This is a genomic window from Shimia sp. CNT1-13L.2 (assembly GCF_024331145.1).
Classification (GTDB): domain Bacteria; phylum Pseudomonadota; class Alphaproteobacteria; order Rhodobacterales; family Rhodobacteraceae; genus Shimia.
Genome location: NZ_JANDJO010000009.1, coordinates 94,177 through 114,569, shown reverse-complemented (window position 1 = coordinate 114,569; position 20,393 = coordinate 94,177). Strand labels below are relative to the sequence as shown.

The 20,393-nt window shown below is 58.8% G+C and carries 14 protein-coding genes; 10 read left to right on the top strand and 4 right to left on the bottom strand.

Annotated elements, in window-relative coordinates; translation table 11 throughout:
* The first annotated feature begins 62 nt into the window (after positions 1–62).
* Positions 63–5,138 (top strand): calcium-binding protein, encoded by a 5,076-nt coding sequence (locus NNA36_RS16625; protein ID WP_303623782.1) that lies wholly within the window; start codon positions 63–65, stop codon positions 5,136–5,138.
* Between the two features lie 66 nt (positions 5,139–5,204).
* On the opposite strand, the gene NNA36_RS16620 is transcribed toward NNA36_RS16625, so the two are convergent.
* The 3 genes from NNA36_RS16620 to NNA36_RS16610 all read right to left on the bottom strand — a co-directional run bounded on the left by NNA36_RS16620 (position 5,205) and on the right by NNA36_RS16610 (position 9,429).
* A complete protein-coding gene (locus tag NNA36_RS16620; protein WP_255109068.1) occupies positions 5,205–7,550 on the bottom strand; it encodes a calcium-binding protein in 2,346 nt (781 codons plus the stop codon).
* 122 nt (positions 7,551–7,672) lie between these two features.
* Complete coding sequence (locus tag NNA36_RS16615) at positions 7,673–8,326, bottom strand: ABC transporter ATP-binding protein (protein WP_255109066.1); 654 nt, start codon at positions 8,324–8,326, stop codon at positions 7,673–7,675.
* A gap of 17 nt (positions 8,327–8,343) precedes the next feature.
* The gene (locus NNA36_RS16610; RefSeq protein WP_255109064.1) at positions 8,344–9,429 is read right to left on the bottom strand and encodes a sugar transporter; all 1,086 of its coding nucleotides are present in this window, start codon (positions 9,427–9,429) and stop codon (positions 8,344–8,346) included.
* A gap of 354 nt (positions 9,430–9,783) precedes the next feature.
* Here NNA36_RS16610 and NNA36_RS16605 point away from each other — a divergent pair, with 354 nt between their 5' ends.
* Entirely contained in the window at positions 9,784–10,587 is an 804-nt protein-coding gene (locus tag NNA36_RS16605) for an ABC transporter permease (protein ID WP_255109062.1), read from the top strand.
* Here NNA36_RS16605 and NNA36_RS16600 read toward each other — a convergent pair.
* Positions 10,584–11,570 (bottom strand): glycosyltransferase, encoded by a 987-nt coding sequence (locus NNA36_RS16600; RefSeq protein WP_255109060.1) that lies wholly within the window; start codon positions 11,568–11,570, stop codon positions 10,584–10,586. The two genes, NNA36_RS16605 and NNA36_RS16600, sit on opposite strands and share 4 nt — an antisense overlap.
* Positions 11,571–11,702: 132 nt before the next feature.
* Between NNA36_RS16600 and rfbC the strand changes: the two genes are divergently transcribed.
* The 8 genes from rfbC (at position 11,703) to NNA36_RS16560 (ending at position 20,343) form a co-directional block, all read left to right on the top strand.
* Positions 11,703–12,272, top strand: a complete 570-nt coding sequence (rfbC, locus tag NNA36_RS16595) for a dTDP-4-dehydrorhamnose 3,5-epimerase (protein ID WP_255109058.1) — start codon at positions 11,703–11,705, stop codon at positions 12,270–12,272.
* Positions 12,269–13,306 carry a dTDP-glucose 4,6-dehydratase gene (gene rfbB / locus NNA36_RS16590; RefSeq protein WP_255109056.1) on the top strand — a complete coding sequence of 346 codons (1,038 nt, stop codon included), beginning with the start codon at positions 12,269–12,271 and terminating at the stop codon, positions 13,304–13,306. The genes rfbC and rfbB overlap by 4 nt, the downstream gene beginning before the upstream one ends.
* A 50-nt stretch (positions 13,307–13,356) precedes the next feature.
* The gene (gene rfbD / locus NNA36_RS16585) at positions 13,357–14,205 is read left to right on the top strand and encodes a dTDP-4-dehydrorhamnose reductase (RefSeq protein ID WP_255109054.1); all 849 of its coding nucleotides are present in this window, start codon (positions 13,357–13,359) and stop codon (positions 14,203–14,205) included.
* Positions 14,206–14,208: 3 nt separating this feature from the next.
* Complete coding sequence (rfbA, locus tag NNA36_RS16580; RefSeq protein WP_255109052.1) at positions 14,209–15,081, top strand: glucose-1-phosphate thymidylyltransferase RfbA; 873 nt, start codon at positions 14,209–14,211, stop codon at positions 15,079–15,081.
* 85 nt (positions 15,082–15,166) lie between these two features.
* Complete coding sequence (locus tag NNA36_RS16575) at positions 15,167–16,489, top strand: UDP-glucose/GDP-mannose dehydrogenase family protein (RefSeq protein ID WP_255109050.1); 1,323 nt, start codon at positions 15,167–15,169, stop codon at positions 16,487–16,489.
* A gap of 22 nt (positions 16,490–16,511) precedes the next feature.
* Complete coding sequence (locus tag NNA36_RS16570; RefSeq protein ID WP_255109048.1) at positions 16,512–17,321, top strand: SDR family oxidoreductase; 810 nt, start codon at positions 16,512–16,514, stop codon at positions 17,319–17,321.
* A complete protein-coding gene (locus NNA36_RS16565; RefSeq protein ID WP_255109039.1) occupies positions 17,318–17,935 on the top strand; it encodes a sugar transferase in 618 nt (205 codons plus the stop codon). The genes NNA36_RS16570 and NNA36_RS16565 overlap by 4 nt, the downstream gene beginning before the upstream one ends.
* 191 nt (positions 17,936–18,126) lie before the next feature.
* On the top strand, positions 18,127–20,343 hold the full coding sequence (locus NNA36_RS16560) for an NADP-dependent isocitrate dehydrogenase (protein WP_255109038.1): 2,217 nt from the start codon (positions 18,127–18,129) through the stop codon (positions 20,341–20,343).
* Positions 20,344–20,393 lie beyond the last annotated feature (50 nt).

The window sequence follows — 20,393 nt, the reverse complement described above, 5'->3', positions numbered from 1 at the left end:
ATCAGGAAATACCTCTAGTTTGTTCTAGATTGAACGCATTGAGTTTCAGGGAGGAGCGCGCGATGGCCGTCCAGTTCAACTTTTTTGGTCCGACTTCGAATGTGCACGGGGATTTTATTGACGATGCCTTTCTGAAGTCGGCGGACAGTACCTTTGATGTGGATGTTATCACCTTCACGTCGAACTTAATCGAAGTAGAGAGCTATGACACCGGATACCGGACAACGTTCAACGGCACGAACTTTGCCCTGAACGGGAATGGTGATCCGATTTCAGGAACCATCAACAGCCTTACCTTCAAGGATGACAACGGCGGCACGGTGATGACGCTGACCGGCATTTCCTGGAGTTTCATCACCTTCGTGAACGCGCTTGATCAGTTGTTCGAGAACGACAATGACTCGCTGCTGATTTCGCTGGTCAATCAGGCGCCGGTCAATTTCAGCGGCGCGACCGCCAGCGAGGGGATCGAGTTCAATCTCGACAATGCAACCACGCCGTTGGATGCGACCGGCACGCCGTTTGCTGACAGCCTTGAAGGTGGCAGCGCAAATGACGTGATCGACGGCGGCGATGGCAATGACCTGATCCGCGGTAACGGTGGAAATGACGATCTTGCCGGTGATGCAGGGGACGATACCGTTGAGGGCGGGGACGGCAACGACACCCTTTATGGCGATGGTGGCAACGACGAACTGGTCGGTGGTGCGGGGGATGACTATCTGAACCCTGGAGAAAACATCGAAGGCTATGATCTGGTCCGGCCGGGAACCGGCAACGATACCGTCGACATGTCCGATATCTCGCTGGGCTATGTCGATATCCAGCACTTTGACCTGAATGCCGGCATTGTTGCGACGATCAACGGCCCGACGAATACCGGTACGATCAACAAGGGCGCCAATGGCGTCACGACACTTGTCGAGCTTGACAATCCCATGAGCTATTGGGGTTTGGGTATTGGCGGTACGGCCTTTAATGACACCTTCACGATTGACGTTTTAAGTGGCGGCTGGGGCGGTATTTTCATTGGCGGTGGCAACAACACGATCAATGTGGGCTCAACAACCGGCGGTATTCTCAGGATCGGCTACAGCGGCTCTCAGGGGTCGGTTAATGCCAACCTCAACACTGGTGTGGTTTCTCACCAGGTGAACGGTTCCGCAGGTACCGATACCATCTCTGGCTCGGGTGCCCGGGTCGAACTCCAGGCGTCGGATTTCAATGACAGCATTCTTGGTAGTTCGGCGAACGAACGTTTCATCCTTCGTCGGGGGCAGGACACCCTGGATGGTGGCGGCGGCTTTGACCTTGTGCGCTATGACAGGAGCGGTGTTACTGCCGTCAACGTGGACCTTCAGGCCGGAACCGCGACCGGTAATTGGGGCGGTCAGGCATTCTCGCACCAGATTAGCAATGTCGAGTCGGTTCGCGGATCGCGCAATGATGACGATGCTCTGGCGGGCGACGGCAATGCCAACCAGCTTGACGGGCGTGGTGGCAATGACTTCCTGACCGGTCGTGGTGGTGATGACACGCTTATCGGCAACAGCGGCAACGACACGGTCCGTATCGACGATGACTTTGGCGATGCGACGATCACCGGAAGTGGCGGCAACATCACGATCTCTTCGGCAGATGGTACCGATGTGCTTTTCGATGTCGAGAAAGTGCTGTTCAACGATCTGCTTCTGGACACTGCAACCATGACCACATCGGTTCCTGCGGGTGGGGGCACTCCGGGTGACGATAGCCTGACGGGCACCTCGGGCGACGATTCAATCAACGGCCTTGCCGGCGATGACACGATTGATGGTGGCGCGGGCAACGATACGCTGCGTGGCGGTGAAGGTTATGACCGGCTAATCGGCGGCGACGGAAATGATTTCCTTGATCCGGGTACGAACGCGGAAGATTGGGATCACCTGCGGCCGGGAGCTGGCAACGACACGGTCGACTTTGCCAGCTTCGACAGCCAGTCGGGCGGTGGCATCTATCACCACGACCTGAATGCCGCGATTACGGCGAATGTGAATGGCGATGCAGGCACCGCTTCGATCAACAAGGGTGCAAATGGAACCACCAGCGTTCTGAACGTCACCAAACCGCTTGAGGCCTGGGGTTTCGAGATTGGCGGTACAGACTTCAACGATGTGTTCAACATCGCATTGAACACCAGCACGTGGAGCTGGCACGGATTGTTTGGTGGCGCGGGCAACGACATCTTCAATGTTAATGCCGGTGCGGGCACCCTTCGGATTTCCTACAACGACAGCAATGGGGCTACGGGCATTGTAGCCGATCTTGGCGCGGGTACGATCCAGGACGGCCTTGGTGGCACAGACACGATCACCGGAAGCTTCACGGAACTGCGCGCTTCGTATTTTGCCGATAGCATCCTTGGGTCAAATGCGAACGAGCGGTTTATTCTTGAGCGTGGCAATGACACGCTGGATGCGGGAGGTGGCTGGGACACCCTGCGCTATGACCGTTCGGGTGTTGAGAACCTGGTTGTTGATCTTTCGACCAACACCGTCACCGGTACCTGGAATGGACAGGCATTCACCGATACTGTTTCCAACGTCGAAGAAGTACGCGGTGCGCGGTCGACCGGCAGCAGCCTGACCGGCGATGGCAACAACAACCATCTGCGTGGTGGCACCGGGAATGACACCTTTAACGGCGGTGACGGGAACGACACCATCGATGCGAATTCGGGCAGCAACACCGCCAATGGTGGTGCCGGTACGGATACCATGCGGTATTATGGCAATAGCAGTGACTTTACCGTCAATACCTCGGGTAACATGGTCACCGTAACCTCGGCACAGGGTACGGACATCCTGACAGACATCGAGTGGCTGGATTTCTGGGACACCGATATCTTTGTAGGCTCGTCCACGCCGACCAATGGCGCCGACAACCTTGTCGGGACGGGTAGCAATGACACCATTGATGCCCTTGACGGCAATGACACGGTTGACGGTCTTGGCGGGAATGACTCGCTGATCGGCGGCGCAGGCGATGACCAGTTGATGGGGAATACCGGCAATGACACCCTCCTGGGTGGCGATGGTAGTGATACGCTGGTAGGCGGCGGCGGTGCCGACTACCTCGATCCTGGTTCAAACACGAACTACGATACGCTTGAAACTGGCTTGGGCAACGATACCGTTGATTTCAGCAATGCCACCTCCGGCTTCTTTGATGTTGCTTTCTGGGATCTGGCGAACTCGATCAATGTGGCGATCGACGGCAATGCCAATACCGGCACAATCTCCAAAACCGGCGGTACTGTTACAACGCTGGTGGACGTGGCCAATGCCTTCGCACTTGATGGTCTGGGTATTTACGGCACGGACGCGAACGATACGTTCAACGTGACTGTTGCCAACAATGGCTGGATGTCGGTGCGTGGTGGTGACGGCGTTGACAGCTATACCATCGGTGCCTCGACGGATAGCACCTTGCGCCTTGATTTCCGCAATGACTCGGCCACGCAGGGTGTTCATATCAACCTGAACAACGGCAACATCTTCAACGATGGCTATGGCAATGCCGAGACCTTTAGTGGGACTGTTCAGGAAGTGCGCACCAACATGTCGGACGACAGCGTGCGCGGATCTTCGGGTGATGATCGCATTATCCTGATGGCGGGCAACGATACGGTGAATGGTGCGCTGGGCAATGATACGCTGCGCTATGACCGGAACGGTGTGACGGCTGTCAACGTCGATCTGGATAGCGGAACGGCGACCGGTGTCTGGCGTGGTGTTGCCTTTACCCACACGATCTCGAACGTCGAGAACGTGCGCGGGTCGCGCAATGACGACGATACTCTGATCGGTAGCAGCGTTGCCAACAACCTTGAAGGTCGCGGTGGCAATGACACGCTTTCCGGCCTGGGTGGCAACGATACGCTAGAAGGCGAAGAGGGTAACGACAGCCTGCTGGGCGGAGATGGTGACGATACCTTCAAGGACGGTGACGGCAACGACATCGCGCGCGGTGGTACAGGCAATGACCTGTTCATCATGGGCAGCGGCGAAGACACCTTTGTCGGTGGCGGTGGATCAGACACTGTTTATGTCGATCTCTCGAACGCAACGCCGCAGTCGTTCCAAGTGGAAGCCAACCTGATTACCGGTGATGCCGGTGGCGTCGGGATTGCCGCAAACCGGGATGTCCTGAGCCAGATCGAAAACTATACGCTGGTTGGGAACTTCGATACCTTCCTGACGGGGAATGGCGTGGCAAACCGCTTCATCACCGATGCCGGCGCCGACTCGATCAGCGGTGGAGCCGGCAATGACACCATAGAATCCGGCAAGGGCAAAGATACCATCAATGCTGGCGACGGCTTTGACAGTGTGAACGCTGGTGACGGTGCCGACCTTGTCAATCTTGGCAAGGGCAATGACATCTTCCAGGATACCGCGGTGACCGGCGTGGGTGGCCAGGACACTGTCAACGGCGGCGGTGGCAATGACACCATCAACGGCGGCGGCGGTAACGACCGTTTCAATGGCCAAGAAGGCAATGACTCGCTTCGTGGTGGCCTTAACAACGACACGCTGCTTGGAAGCAACGGCAACGACACCTTGAAAGGTGAGAAAGGCAACGACAGCCTGAATGGTGGCGGCGGCAAGGACAGCCTGCTTGGCGGCGGTGGTAAAGACACGCTGCAAGGTGGCAATGGCAATGACACTCTTTCCGGTGGTGATTTTGCCGACAAGCTTTACGGCGGTGCACAGGGCGATGTTCTGCGCGGTGACAAGGGCAACGATCTTCTGGAAGGTGGCCAAGGCAACGACACTCTGATCGGCGGATCGCAAGTCGATACACTGAATGGTGGCGCTGGCGATGACCGGCTGACTGGGGGGCTTGGCGCTGACCGGTTTGTGTTCAAGGGATCGTCTATTGGCGACGATACGGTGACGGACTTTGCCACCGGCCTTGATCAGCTGCGTCTGGATGATGCCCTTTGGGGCGGCGGCAAGACCGCGGCACAGGTGGTAGCGGATCACGCGGATGATTCCACCGGCACAGTCATTTTCGACTTTGGTGCCAATGGTTCGTTCACCCTGAACGGTGTGACCTCGGTGACCGGATTGGATTCGGATATCATCCTGATCTGATCGGCGTTTGCCACAGTACATTTGACCGCCGCCGGAGCTTCTTCGGCGGCGGTTCCTGTTTGGGCTTCAGAACAGGATGTCGCCTCGTGTGAAGTCGCCCGGCTCCAGCCCTTCGAGCAGAACTGAGCCGCCATCCCAACTGATGCGAAGGCCGGTGCCGGTGTCGGTCAGGTGTGTATCCTCTTGTGTCAGGTTCGCGATCTGAAGCGCCAACTGGTCAGTGTTAGGGGCGAAATCCGTGATCCGCCGGTCTCCGGTGCGGCCCAGAAAAACGAAACTGTCCGCACCTGCGCCACCTGTTAGAACATCATGGCCCCCTCTTGATTCAAGCGTGTCCCGACCATTGCCGCCGACCACGGTATCCCGGCCAAATGCGTCTGCTTGCGGATCGTCTTTCCAGCGGTCGTTGCCATTCCCCAGCCATGCGTGGTCGGGGCCTTTGCCTCCGGAGACGGTGTCATGACCGCCACCCGCCCAGATCTGATCAGCCTGCATGTTGCCATTGAGAACGTCATTGCCGAGACCTCCGAACAGGCGGTCATTTCCGGCACCGCCAAAGAGCGTGTCATTGCCCAGCTCTCCGTGAAGAAGGTCGGCGCCGGTGTGGGAAAACAGCCTGTCATTCCCGTCGCCGCCAAGAAGCGTATCAGAGCCGAGGTTGCCCTCGAGATGGTCGGCACCCTGTCCGCCCAACAGGCGATCTCTTCCAACGCCGCCTGTGAGGCGATCATCGCCATCGCCACCAAGAAGCGTGTCGCTGCCTTCGTCTCCGCTCAGGTGATCTGCGCCGAGGTTGCCGTAGAGGTGGTCGCCCCCGTGCGCGCCCGAAAGGGAATCCGCGCCCCAGCTGCCGCGGAAAACATCGTCGCCTGCGCCGCCTGTCCACTCCTGGTTCACCACGAGGGGCGGGCGGTCTGGTCCGGTGACCAATGCATTTGCGATGTCGCTCCATTTCAGGCTCTTGTTGCCTGATCTGTAAATCTCGGTGACTTCGTCGCGCCAGGTTACGATTGCGCCGTTTGAAAGGACGGTCACGGTAAGCTGGGCCGCGTCGTAGAACATAGCGTAGGCCGAGAAATCGAGGCGGTCGGTGCCAGGCCGGAAATCGGTGATGACATCGCGTGCGCCGTCTTCTTCAAGGACAAAGGTATCGATCCCGTCGCCACCCGTCATAGTATCGGTGCCGGGGCCGTCCTGGATCGTGTCGTCGCCCGACGCGCCGGCCAGTGAGTCATTGCCCTTGCCGCCAAAAAGAATGTCTCCTTTGCCCGAGCCGGTGAGGCTTTGCCCGCCTTTCTGCGCCCGTAGGACGTTGCCCTGATCCTCGAGTGAAAAGGAAAACTGCGAGATGCCCGACGTTTCGGAGGCGGCGACCACCTGGAGTTCGTTGCCAAGGCGGGCCGATCCAAGTGCAGAGACGTTTTCGAGTGGAGCGACCTCGCCATGCGATAACGTGTCGATCAACAGAAGGCGGCCGTTTGGCAAGAGGCGAAACATGCTCAGGCCATCGTCGCCGCCGCTGGCAAAGACAAAGGCCTGATCGCCGGATTCGGTGACGGAAAGAGACTGAACCGCCCCAAAACGTGTTTGTATCGTATCGAGCAGGTGGTCGGTCGCGGTCAACTTACCGTCCGGTCCGATGCGGATCACGCTCAGGGCCGAGGCCGTGCCGTTGCTGGAGGAGGAGGCCACCAGCGCATAGCCTTCTCCGAAGGCAGAGAAGGTCTGCAGGTCAACCAGTTTCGGCAAAAGGCCAAGTCCATCCCGGATACCAAGGCTATCAACTGGCTTCATGTTGCCGGTATCAGTGTTGAGACAGTAACTTGTGAGGCCGGTTTCCCCCTGGCTTGCCGCGAGAACGATACACCCAGCAGACGTGTCGTGGCTGGCCAGGCACACAACATCCGTTAGGAGGGTTTCTTCGGTGTCCGTGATGGTGTCAGACAGGTTGAACCCAGAGCCGGACGACGTGTAGTTGCCAATGCTGGATGCGCCTTGGGCTGCAAGAAAAACGAAACCCTCTTGGCTATCGTGCAGCGCCGAGACCGGCCCCGACGATGGGGCGAGGCCATCCAGTTCGACCGCGTTTCCTAGGGTGCCGTCTGTGTTCAATACATAGCCAACGGCCCCCTGACCGGACTGCCCGATCACAAGCACATCCTGATTGCCAGTCGTCACGATCGAGATGTCGCCCGTCAGGTTGATGTCGAGAGCCGTGGGGAAGAGCGTGGTGGAAACCGACTCGGCCGCGTGACCGGCAGAGAGCTGATAGCTCGCCAGACCACCGTGAATGCCTGTGAGGGAGATGGCAAACACCCCCTCGTCGGTCTCGATGATGCGGATGTCCCGGATATCGGTTTCCAGCGCACCGCCGGGCCTCGAGCCGCCTGTTACCAACTGCAATCGTGCCATTGAGATCACCCCGATTTCCACCGGGGTCTAGTGTTGCCTGATGGCTTGAAATGGCAGTGCCGCCAATATGGCCAAATCAGGGAGATCGCCTTGGCTTGTCAGAGAATTTTAGAGAGTTTCACCTATTCCATAAGCTCTTCGTGGAAGCGAATGGCTTCTTCGAGATCTTCGAAGTAATTCAACCCGCCATCATGGAGAACCACACCTGCATCGCAGAAGCTGCGGACCTGCGCCATATCGTGGCTTACAAGGATGGCGCTGCTGGTCTTCATGCGCTCTCGGAAGACGGCCCTACTTTTGCGTTTGAAGCGGGCATCGCCCACCGCCGTAACTTCATCCACCAGATAGGTGTCAAAATGGATACCCATCGAGGCACCGAACGCCAGACGCGACCTCATGCCCGAGGAATAGGTGCGGACCGGCATGAAAAAGTGGTCACCCAGCTCAGCGAAGTCCTTGACGAAGGCGACGAGGCTGTCGGTATCGACGCCATAGATCCGTGCGATAAAGCGGATGTTCTGAGCCCCTGTCAGTTCCCGGTGAAACGAGCCGCCGAACCCTACGGGCCAAGAAATCGTGCCATCAGAGCCGATTGAGCCGGAATCCGGGCGCAGGGTGCCGCCGATCATCTGAAGCAGGGTGGACTTACCCGCACCGTTGCGTCCGAGAAGGGCCAGTGATTTTCCACTGGGCAGCGTGGCGGTGAGGTTCGTGATCACCGGATGGTAGTGTCCGTTTACCCAGAACCCCTTTTGCAGGTTGTTGAACTGAATCATCCAAAGGACTCCGGGTCTTATTTCCGGTCGCGGATACTGTAGTAAACGAGGATCAGGATACCCCAGACCAGGAAGATCAGCAGCGACATCAAGGCGGTTATGACAAAGCGTTGGGGATACTCTGCGGTTTCCGGAAAAGTGGGGCGGATGAACGTCGCCAAATACCGGCTTTGGCGGATCGCGTTTGCCTTTGCCACGTCAAGAGCTGTCAGGGCAGCGCGATAAGCCTCTTCGGCAAAGTTCAAATCGACGGTCAGGCTCTCAAACTCGGCGATCAGGGTTGGGTAGTCCTCGCCGACCGAACCGATCTCGTCACTATCTGTCGCAAAGGTTTTGCGTTCGTGGGCAATGCGTGCGCGGATGACGTTGATTTTCTGGTTCGCCTGAATCAGGCGCGGATCGGATTCCGAGGTGGTTTCGAGGAGAATGTCTGCCTCGACCAAAGCCTCTGCCAGCTGTTGCTGAAGGTTGTTCAAAACCCCAAGTCGCCCCTCGATGTCTGTCTGGGGATCGACGATCTGGGTGCGGGTTCGAAATCGGGTCAGAGCCTCACGCGCGTCCTTGAGGCGCTGAATGGATTGCTCAAGGTCCTCGGTGGCATAGCGCATGGCGTCTTCGCGCGCGGTGGTGTTCAGCGCGTTGATCATGGCCTGGCTTTCGTTGACGATCTCCTGTGCAATCCGCTGCGCCGTTACCGCGTCGAATGCCAGCACCTGGAGATCGATGAGGCCTGATTTCTGATCGTAGGAAATTCGGACGAAGCGTTCCCAGTACCAATGCAGGTCTTCAATGCTTGCGTCCGGCCAAATCGAGAAGACAGGGTCGTTGGTCCAATTCGCGGAATAGTGTTCTACGAGATCGATCTTGGCGTTCACACGTTCGACGATCTCCTGGCTCTGGATGAACTCATAAAGAATATCGGCATCTGTTTGCGTGCCGCCCCCGGTGAAGGCTGCGATGCCTCCCAGCAAGTCAGTGGCGCTGCCGCTTTCCTCGGAACGAACTGTAAAGCCGGATTGAGAGCTGTATTGATCAACGGCAATCGTCCAAAGGTAGAATACGATGACAGCGATAGGGAGAACCACCATCAGCAGGCCACTCAAGAGAATGCCCCAGTGCCGACGTTGAGCGGTGACTGGCTCTGCCAAGGGCCTTACGACAACGCGGGGTCCCTGCTTTTTGCCAGCACCTCCCTTGCCACCTTGAGCCGGGGATTGGTTCTTACCTTGAGCCCCCCCTGAGTTCTTACGGCCACCTTTGCCGGCGCCCGGACCGCGCACAGCTTCTCCGCTTCCCTGATTGGTGAGGTCGTCTGATGAGGTCGTACTATTCTCTAGGGACGCTTGGTTTTGCTTTGAGTCGGTCAAGGGAAAGTCTCTTAATAATCTGATTTGCCTCGGGCAGTTTCTTTCTACATACTCTGCAACTGAAACAATAGCATGGGAAATTTTTGCCCGATGACGTTCCCGGCAAGCAAGCCGCGCCGCAACCGCCTTCAGCAGTTTGTGTCAGCGCGTATCACCTTTGCCTTGATCCTACGCGAAATGGCAACCCGGTACGGACGGTCACCTGGCGGGTACGCATGGGCGCTGCTGGAGCCGTTGGGCGGGATCATCATCCTAAGTGTAGCTTTCGAGCTGCTCGTGCGGAACCCCTCGCTTGGGCACAGTTTCCTTTTGTTTTTCGCGACCGCCTATTTGCCTCTGACGATGTATCTGGCGACTTCCAACATGGTACAGCGTTCGATCATCTTTTCGCGCCCGCTTTTGAAATACCCGGTGGTGTCATGGATCGATGCCGTGATGGCGCGTTTCCTGCTGAATGCCCTGACCACTTCGCTTATCGCCATCATCTTGTTGTATGGCATTCTGGAGTATGTCGGATCCCGCACCATTATGGATATTCCGACGATGATACGGAGCGGTGCTCACGCCTTGTTTCTGGCCTTTGGTGTGGGAACACTGAACTGTGTGGCCACCGGGTTCTTCCCGATTTGGGCCAATTTCTGGGCCGTGCTGACGCGTCCTGTTTTCCTCTTGTCAGGTATTTTCTACATCTACGAGGATCTACCGCAACTGGCGCAGGATATCATTTGGTTCAATCCTCTCATCCATATCACCGGGCTTATGCGTGACGGGCTTTATAGCAACTACAGGCCCCAGTACATCAGCGAGGCCTATGTCTTTGGATTTGCACTTGTGACGACAGCCTTGGGCTTGCTGCTGATCCGGCGCTACAACAAAGAGCTGCTGAACCGCTAGGGCGATTTTGACCATTCGACAACGTCATCATGAGCAACGTTCGTGTGGCGGCGTAGCCCATGCGAAATCGCCCGCCACATGTAGCGCGTGAATGCGCGCGTCTCGCCAGAATGGTGGCGGACTTTCAGCGCCCACTTGGGAAGAAACATGAGCAGGACAAGCCCGAAAAGAGGGCCGGATGCGGCGCGATAGAGAAGCAGCAGGTTGCGGTGGTAGTAGTAGAGTTTCCACAACGGGCGAAAGCGGCGATCCTCGTTCTGGAAGGTCTGGAACGCGTGTTCGAATTTGATCTGCGGATGAAAGGCGATTGCGCTCCCCGCCTTGCGAAGCGACAGCGAATAAAGCGCGTCATCTCCGTAAACGAACAGCGAGGGGTCGGGATAACCGTTTCGCTTTACGGCTGCGCCGCGAATGAAAAAGCCCACGAAAGACGTGATGTCGATGTCGACGGGTTGGGTTCCCGCATAGTCTGAGGGTTTCAGGTGAAACCCGCTGCGGCCGCCAAGACGCAGGCTGGTGCGCAGGAACACTCTCAGGTTCCAGAACGGGTTGCGGGACGGGCAGTTCATGTCACAGATTTCGCCCTTGTCGTCGTAGACGGCTGCGGCGATGGCGTCCCATTTTCCCAGGTCGAGGTGATGGAATGTCTTCAACGCGTCGGCTTGCGGGCGTCCATCGTCGTCCATCAGGACAAGCCAATCCGGATCGAACTCGTCCATGGCAATGCGCATTCCGGTCTCGAAACCGCCGGCGCCGCCGGCGTTTATTTCGCTACGATGGATACGCAGGCGTGGATCGTCTTGTGCTGCCAGCCAAGTGGCTGTGTCATCGGTGCTTGCGTTGTCGACGATGACCACGGTGTGAAGGTGTTCCGGGGCGCTGTTGAGGAGATGGTCAACCGTGATCTGAAGCTGGGACAGGCGGTTGTACGTCACCACGACTGCAACGAGGTTTCCCTGTGTCTGATCCAATTCCTCGCTCACCCGCTATCTCCAAAAGACCTTTGCGTTCTAAGGGTCACAAATCCCTGCATGTGTCAAACCGCGAGGGGACGGGGGGTTCCATTTAGAAAGATATGTGGCACAACGCTCGCAGGAGAATACTGAGGGATTATTATGCAAGTCGTTTCCACCAAGCTTGAAGGTGTGGTTGTCATTGTCCCGGCGCGGCACGGAGATGCGCGCGGGTTCTTTTCAGAGAGCTGGAACCGTCGAACGATGGAAACGCATGGGCTTTCGATAGACTTTGTTCAGGACAATCATTCGGTCTCGGCCCGAAAAGGGACTGTGCGGGGGCTGCATTATCAGACTCCTCCGCATGCGCAGGCCAAGCTGGTGCGGTGTGGGCGTGGCGCGTTGCTTGATGTGGCGGTGGACATTCGCAAGGGATCACCGACCTTTGGCCAGTGGGTCGCGGAAGAGTTGACGGCGGAGAACGGTCGGCAGCTTTTGGTGCCAGAGGGGTTCGCGCATGGATTCGTAACGCTGAGCGATGATACCGAGATTGTCTACAAGTGTTCGGACTATTACGCGCCAGAGTGTGATCGGGCGATCAGGTTTGATGATCCCGCGATTGGTGTGGACTGGGGGGTAGATCGCGAGGCCGCGGTTCTGAGCGAGAAAGACGCTGGCGCGCCGTTGCTGGCTGACGCGGATTTGCCTTTTGTTTGGGAGGGTTACGCATGAAGCTCTTGGTGACGGGAGGGGCCGGGTTTATCGGCTCGGCGGTGGTGCGGCAGGCGGTGGCGCAGGGGCATGAGGTGGTGAACCTTGATGCGCTGACCTATGCGGCGTGCCTTGAGAACGTGGCATCGGTTGCGGATCAAGAGACCTATGCGTTCGAGCATTGCGACATTCGCGATGCCGCTGCGGTTGAGGCCGTTTTCGAGCGCCATGCGCCGGATGCCGTGATGCATCTTGCGGCCGAGAGCCATGTTGACCGGTCAATTGACGGGCCGGGGTTGTTCATCGAGACCAATGTGAACGGCACCTTCAACCTGCTTCAGGCGGCACGCGCACATTGGGAGCGGCAAGGGCGACCGGAAGGGTTCCGGTTTCACCACATCTCGACCGATGAGGTCTATGGATCGTTGGGGGCAGAGGGGCAGTTTACCGAGGACACGCCCTATGCGCCGAACTCGCCTTATTCGGCGTCCAAGGCGGCCAGTGATCACCTTGTGAGAGCCTGGGGCGAGACCTATGGGCTGCCGGTGGTGATCACCAATTGTTCCAACAATTACGGGCCTTTCCACTTTCCTGAAAAACTGATCCCCGTGGTTATCCTGAATGCTTTGGCAGGCAAGGAGATCCCGGTTTATGGCAAGGGCGAGAACGTGCGGGACTGGCTGTTTGTCGAAGATCATGCCGATGCGCTTTTGACTGTTCTGCAAAGGGGCGAGGTGGGGCGTAGCTATAATATCGGGGGCGAGAACGAGGCGCGGAATATTGATCTCGTTCGGATGATTTGTGCAATTCTGGATGAGTTGAGACCCCAGGAGAGACCGTATTCCAGCCTGATTTCCTTTGTTCAGGACCGTCCGGGCCATGATATGAGATACGCGATCGACCCCAGCAGAATGCGTGGCGAACTTAATTGGCGGCCTTCGGTGACCCTTGAACAAGGGCTACGCAAGACGGTGGAATGGTACCTCGAGAACGAGGTCTGGTGGCGTGCTTTGCAAGATCGGGAAGGCGTTGGCGTAAGGCTTGGAAAGGCGTGAAACGGCCAGTCTGTATCACGTCGGTATTGCGGAGGTGCGACATCGCACAGATGAAGGTTTTGGTTTTTGGACAGTCGGGGCAGGTGGCGCACGAGTTGGCGGCCAAGGGCGAAGGGGTTTCGATCCTGAGCTTGCCGCGCTCCGAGGCGGATCTGTCCAATCCGGCGGCCTGTGCCGCGATCATTTCGGACATGGACGTGGATGCGGTGATCAATGCCGCGGCCTATACGGCGGTCGACAAGGCCGAAGAGGAAGAGACGCTTGCCACGGTGATCAATGGCGATGCGCCCGGCGCAATGGCGCGGGCGGCGGCAGACAGGGGCATTCCGTTTCTGCATGTCTCCACCGACTATGTGTTTGACGGTTCCGGTGACGCGCCGTGGTGCGAGGGTGATCCCGTTGCGCCGCTGAATGCCTATGGGCGCAGCAAGCTGGCGGGAGAAGAGGCGGTGCGTGCCGCCGGTGGGCATCATGCGATCCTGCGGACCAGTTGGGTGTTTTCGGCGCATGGTGCGAACTTCGTGAAAACCATGCTGCGCCTTTCCGAGACGCGCGATGCGCTTGGCGTGGTGTCGGATCAGGTGGGCGGGCCGACGCCTGCGGATACCATTGCAACAGCCCTGCTTGGCATGGCCCGGCAGATGGCTGACGGTCAGGCAGGTGGCACCTATCACTTTGGCGGGCAGCCGCCGGTCAGTTGGGCCGGTTTTGCCCGCGAGATTTTCGAACGCGCTGGGCGGCAGGTGACGGTTTCGGATATTCCGACAAGCGACTATCCTACCCCAGCACAGCGCCCGTTGAACTCTCGGTTGGATTGCGGGGCGTTGCAGCGGGATTTTGGAATCGAGGCCCCGGATTGGCGGGCCGGACTGGACCGGGTTCTCCGGGCATTGGGTTAAGACATGACGAAACGCAAAGGGATCATTCTCGCGGGGGGATCGGGGACTCGGCTGTATCCGATCACGATTGGCATCTCGAAACAGTTGCTGCCGATCTACGACAAGCCGATGATCTATTACCCGCTGTCGGTGCTGATGCTGGCCAATATCCGCGAAATCGCGGTGATCACCACGCCGCAGGATCAGGAGCAGTTCAAACGCACCCTTGGCGATGGCAGCCAGTGGGGGCTTGATCTGACGTATATCGTGCAGCCTTCGCCGGATGGGCTGGCGCAGGCCTATATCCTTGCCGAAGAGTTTCTGGACGGCGCGCCTTCGGCGATGGTTCTGGGCGACAATATCTTTTTTGGTCATGGCCTGCCGGAGCGATTGCAGGCGGCGGATGACAGCGCGGGTGGTACCGTGTTTGGCTATCGCGTGGCCGATCCGGAGCGTTATGGCGTTGTGGGTTTTGACGCGGATGGCAAAGTGCAGCAGATCATTGAAAAGCCCGAGGTGCCGCCTTCGCCCTTTGCCGTGACAGGGTTGTACTTTCTGGATGGCACCGCGCCGGAACGTGCGAAACAGGTGAAGCCATCGCCACGCGGTGAGCTGGAGATCACGACGCTTCTCGAGATGTATCTGGCGGACGGGCAATTGAGCGTTCAGCAGATGGGGCGCGGGTATGCCTGGCTGGATACCGGGACACATGCGAGCCTTCTGGATGCGGGGAACTTTGTTCGGACGCTGAGCGAACGGCAGGGGCAACAGGTGGGCAGTCCCGAAGAGATTGCCTTTGGCAAGGGGTGGATTTCGGAGGATGAGCTGCGCGCACGTGCCGAAACCTTTGGAAAAAACGACTATGGTGCCTATTTGCTGCGTCTTCTGGACGGTTAGGGGCCACCTTGGGGCCTGCGCGTTGACAGGGCGCGTTGCACAGGTCATGACGAAGAAAACAAATAGCTGAGCGGGAGCAGTTCAGATGAAGATTGCGATGATCGGGACAGGTTATGTCGGGCTGGTCTCGGGAGTTTGTTTCTCGGATTTCGGCCACGAGGTTGTTTGTGTCGACAAGGATCTGACCAAGATCGAAAAGCTGAAGGCTGGCGAGGTTCCGATCTACGAGCCGGGGCTGGATGTCCTGATGGCCAAGAACGTCGAGGCCGGGCGGTTGAGCTTTACCCTTGATCTGGAAGAGGCGCTGGATGGGGCCGAGGCGGTGTTCATTGCCGTTGGCACTCCGACCCGTCGCGGGGATGGCCATGCCGACCTTTCCTATGTGATGGCCGCCGCAGAGGAAATTGCGCGTACCGCGAAGGACTATATCGTCATTGTCACCAAATCGACCGTGCCTGTTGGGACGAACCGTCAGGTGAAGCAGACGGTCAAGAAGGCCAACCCGCAGCTGGAATTCGACGTGGCATCGAACCCCGAGTTCCTGCGTGAAGGCGCGGCGATCGAGGATTTCATGAAGCCCGACCGTGTTGTGGTGGGGGTTCAGAATGATCGTGCCGCCGAGGTTATGAACGAGATCTATCGCCCGCTGTACCTGCGGGAATATCCGATTGTCACCACTGACCTCGAAAGCGCGGAGATGATCAAATACGCGGCGAATGCGTTCCTCGCCACCAAGATCACTTTCATCAACGAGATTGCCGCGCTGTGTGAGCGCGTTGGCGGCGATATCAAGGAAGTGTCGCGGGGCATTGGGCTTGATAACCGGATCGGGAACAAGTTCCTGCATGCGGGGCCCGGCTATGGCGGGTCGTGTTTCCCGAAGGATACCAAGGCGCTTGCCCGGATCGGGCAGGAACATGCGGTGCCGATGCAGATCACCGAAACCGTCATCAAGGTGAACGAAGAGATCAAGCGCCGGATGATCGACAAGGTGCTGGACCTGTGTGGTGGCAGCGTGAACGGCAAGATCATCGCGGTGCTGGGTGTGACCTTCAAGCCGAACACCGATGACATGCGGGACGCCCCCGCCCTGACCATCGTGCCTGCGCTTGTGGGTGGCGGTGCCAAGGTGCGGGTCTGTGATCCGCAGGGGCAGCACGAAGGCGAGGCCCTGTTGCCCGGCGTGCATTGGGTCGAGGATGCCTATAAGGCGGCGAACAATGCCGATCTGGTTGTGCTGCTGACGGAATGGAACGAGTTCCGCGCGCTGGATCTCAAGCGGATGGCGAAGAAGATGAACCTGCCGCATATGGCGGACCTGCGGAACATCTATTCGCCGCGTGATGCCAAGCGGGCCGGCTTTACCGCCTATGCCTCGATTGGGCGCGGGGAGTATTTTGACGACTGAGGCCAGGGGCCGGGAGGGTCGTGTGGCATCTGCCGAGCGGATATTGCTGGTGACCGGGGCGGGCGGAAAACTTGGCCGCCTGCTGCGCCGGTATTGGGAGATGTCGGCGCCCAAGGGCTGGCGGGTTGTGTGGCTGTCGCGGGCGGACGGTTCGTGGCCGTTGCAGGCGCCGGTTCGCGCCGATGCCGTGCTGGCGCTTTGGGGCGTGACGCCGGGCGGTGCTGATCTTTCGATGAACGTGACGCTGGCACAAGAGGCCATGACACTTGCACAGCAGTGCGGTGCGAACCGGGTGCTGCAGTGTTCGTCGTCGGCGGTCTATGGTCCGGGGGTGTCGCTGTCGGAAGGGGGCGAGACCATACCGGTGACGGACTACGGCAAGGCCAAGCTGGCGATGGAGCGGTGGGTGCAGGCCAATCCGGTTGACGGGATCGAGACCTGCCTGATGCGGATGGCGAATGTCGTGGGGGCCGAGAGCCTGTTCGGGGCGATCGAACGGCCCGGTGTCCTGACGCTTGACCGGTTTGCGGATGGGCAGGGACCACGGCGCAGTTACCTTTCGGTGAGCCGGTTTTCAGAGACTGTTCTGGCCTTGTTGGAGACTGATTTCCTGCCTGATGTGGTCAACGTGGCGAACCCGACGCCGGTTGCGATGGAAGCCCTTGTGCAGGCGGCGGGCAAGGCGATGCAGTGGCGCGATGCGCCGGACGGGGCGGTGCCTGTTGTTGTGTTGGAGACGGTAAAACTCGACACTGTTCTTGGGAATTCAGAGCCTGTAGGTGCGGATGAGATGATTGCAGAGTGGCGCGCCCTTGGAGGAGAAACCGCATGAGCCGGGTGATGGATATTGTACTGGTGATCCTGATGGCGCCGTTTCTAGTGCCGGTGATCATCATTGTGACTATTGCGGTGCTGATCCTTGACGGGCGCCCCGTGTTCTTTCGGCAGGAGCGGATGACGCGCGGATGCAAGCCGTTCATGCTCTACAAGTTCCGCACCATGACCCATGACGATAATGACAGTGGTGTTGCCGGTGGTGACAAGGTGGCGCGGATCACGCCGATTGGCCGTTTCATGCGCAGGACGCGGGTGGATGAGCTGCCGCAGCTTTGGAACATCTTCAAGGGTGACATGGGTTATGTCGGGCCGCGCCCGCCGTTGCGCCGGTATGTTGAGCGGTTTCCCGACCTTTATGGCGAGGTTCTCAAGGATCGCCCCGGTGTGACCGGCCTGGCCACGGTCGTGTTTCACAAGCGGGAAGAGGCGCTGATTGCGCCCTGCACAACGGCAGCGGAAACCGAAGCCGTATATGAGCGGCGCTGTATTCCGACAAAGGCGCGGCTTGACCTGATCTATGCTCGGCATCGCAGCGTCTGCATGGATCTGCGGATGATTCTAGCCACGCTGAATCGGCGGATGCGGGCCATGCCGAAAGTGCAAAAGTAGAATTGCATACCATTGCATACCGTGGCATTGTGTCTCCCCATGAAGGGCAAAGCGTCAATTGAAATTCGCGTTGTCGTGTTTTAAACGGGCGGCATACAGTTTGTCGCTGCACGGCGGCATCGCAAGAGAGTTGGTAGCCTCGCTACGTAAGTCACCAGAACTTCCTGAAACTCTGAAAGGTAGGGAATAAAATGGCCGATACATCGAAACCCGATATTTTGTATACAATTGTAGACGAAGCGCCCGAGCTGGCATCGGCTTCGTTTCTCCCGATCATCCGCAAGTTCGTTTCCGCCGCCGGAATCACCGTTGGCACCCCGGACATTTCGCTGTCTGGCCGTATCATCGCGACCTTCCCCGAGAACCTGATCGACGCACAGCGCCAGTCGGACGATCTGGCCGCGCTGGGCGAACTGGTGAAAACCCCGGACGCAAACGTCATCAAGCTGCCGAACATCTCGGCATCGGTGCCGCAGCTGGTTGCTGCCATCGAGGAACTCCAGGCGCAGGGCTATGACATCCCGGCCTATCCGGAAGATCCGCAGACCGACGAAGAAAAGGCGATCCGCGCCCGTTACGACACCATCAAGGGTTCGGCCGTGAACCCGGTTCTGCGTGAAGGCAACTCGGACCGCCGTGCCGCCCGCGCGGTGAAGAACTATGCCCAGAACAACCCGCACTCGATGGGCGAATGGGTGGCCGACAGCAAGACCAAAGTGTCGTCGATGCCGGGCAATGATTTCTATGCCAACGAAGTTTCGGCCACCATCGCCGCCGGTCAGGCAGGCGACGCGAAGATCGAATTCGTCGGCAAAGACGGTTCGGTCACCGTTCTGAAAGACGGCTGGCCGCTGGAAGAAGGCACCGTTGCAGACGCGACCTTCATGTCGGCCAAGGCGCTTGGCGCGTTCCTGGCAGACGCCATCGAAGACACCAAGAATGACGGCACCATGTTCTCGCTTCACATGAAAGCGACCATGATGAAAGTGTCGGATCCGATCATCTTTGGCCACGCGGTCAAGGCATGGCTTGGCCCGGTTTGGGACAAGCACGGCGAGGCAATTGCCGCCGCTGGTGGCGCGCCGAACTCGGGCCTTGGTGCGGTTCTGGCTGCCGTCGACAGCCTGTCGAACGCAGACGAGATCAAAGCCGAGATCGCGGCGCTCGAGCGTCCGTCGATGTACATGGTCGACAGCGACAAGGGCATCACCAACCTGCACGTGCCGTCGGACGTGATCATCGACGCCTCGATGCCGGCCGTGATCCGCGCAGGCGGCAAGGGCTGGGACGAGACCGGCGCCAAGGGCGACACCAACTGTGTCATTCCTGACCGCTGCTATGCGACCGTCTATGACGAGACCATCAATTTCTTCAAAGCCAACGGCGCGCTGGACGTGACCACCGCCGGTGCCGTCGCCAACGTCGGCCTGATGGCGCAGAAAGCGGAAGAATACGGTTCGCACCCGACCACCTTTGAAGCCCCCGCAGATGGTACCATCCGCATTGTTCTGGCCAATGGCGAGACCCTGCACAGCCACGACGTGGAAGCCGGTGACATCTGGCGTTCGTGCACCGTGAAAAAGGCTCCGATCGAGAACTGGATCGAACTGGCGATGGATCGTCAGCGTCTGACCGGTTCGGAAGCGATCTTCTGGCTGGACGCAAACCGCGCCCACGATGCCCAGCTGATCGAATACGTGAAGCCGGCGCTGGAAGCGGCTGGCAAGACCGACCTGTTCCAGATCATGGCACCGCGCGAAGCAACCGCACAGTCGCTGAAGACCATCACCGCAGGCAACGACAGCATCGCCATCACCGGCAACGTGCTGCGTGACTACCTGACCGACCTGTTCCCGATCCTGGAACTGGGCACCTCGGCCAAGATGCTGTCGATCGTGAAGCTGATGAAAGGTGGCGGTCTGTTCGAAACCGGTGCTGGTGGCTCGGCGCCCAAGCACGTTCAGCAGTTGGTGGAAGAAAACCACCTGCGCTGGGACTCGATGGGTGAGTTCTGTGCCCTGGGTGAATCGCTGAACTTCCTGGCGGACGTGAAGGGCAACGCGAAAGCGGGTGTTCTGGGCCGTGCGGCGGAAGAAGCCACGCAGGGTATTCTCGACAACAACAAGTCGCCGTCGCGCAAGGTTGGCCAGCCGGACAACCGTGACAGCCACTACTGGTTTGCACGCTACTGGGCCGAAGCCCTGGCGGCACAGGGTGACGACGCCGATCTGGCGGCCGAGTTCGCGGGCATTGCCAAGGCGCTGGCCGATGGTGAAGAGGCGATCCTGGCCGAGCTGGCAGCCGCTCAGGGCCCGGCCGCGGACATCGGTGGTTACTACCGTCCGAGCGTTGAGCTGAAGGCGAAAGTGATGCGCCCGTCGGCAACGCTGAACGCGATCATCGACTAAATCGCGCTGAAATAGAGACTGGAAAGGGCGTCCCGTGCGGGCGCCCTTTT

Bases quoted from the DNA above. Each gene is read 5' to 3' on its own strand.
- NNA36_RS16625 (WP_303623782.1), top strand. From the start codon at position 63: ATGGCCGTCCAGTTCAACTTTTTTGGTCCGACTTCGAATGTGCACGGG.
- NNA36_RS16620 (WP_255109068.1), bottom strand. From the start codon at position 7,550: ATGGCACGATTGCAGTTGGTAACAGGCGGCTCGAGGCCCGGCGGTGCG.
- NNA36_RS16615 (WP_255109066.1), bottom strand. From the start codon at position 8,326: ATGATTCAGTTCAACAACCTGCAAAAGGGGTTCTGGGTAAACGGACAC.
- NNA36_RS16605 (WP_255109062.1), top strand. From the start codon at position 9,784: ATGACGTTCCCGGCAAGCAAGCCGCGCCGCAACCGCCTTCAGCAGTTT.
- rfbC (WP_255109058.1), top strand. From the start codon at position 11,703: ATGCAAGTCGTTTCCACCAAGCTTGAAGGTGTGGTTGTCATTGTCCCG.
- rfbB (WP_255109056.1), top strand. From the start codon at position 12,269: ATGAAGCTCTTGGTGACGGGAGGGGCCGGGTTTATCGGCTCGGCGGTG.
- rfbD (WP_255109054.1), top strand. From the start codon at position 13,357: ATGAAGGTTTTGGTTTTTGGACAGTCGGGGCAGGTGGCGCACGAGTTG.
- rfbA (WP_255109052.1), top strand. From the start codon at position 14,209: ATGACGAAACGCAAAGGGATCATTCTCGCGGGGGGATCGGGGACTCGG.
- NNA36_RS16575 (WP_255109050.1), top strand. From the start codon at position 15,167: ATGAAGATTGCGATGATCGGGACAGGTTATGTCGGGCTGGTCTCGGGA.
- NNA36_RS16565 (WP_255109039.1), top strand. From the start codon at position 17,318: ATGAGCCGGGTGATGGATATTGTACTGGTGATCCTGATGGCGCCGTTT.
- NNA36_RS16560 (WP_255109038.1), top strand. From the start codon at position 18,127: ATGGCCGATACATCGAAACCCGATATTTTGTATACAATTGTAGACGAA.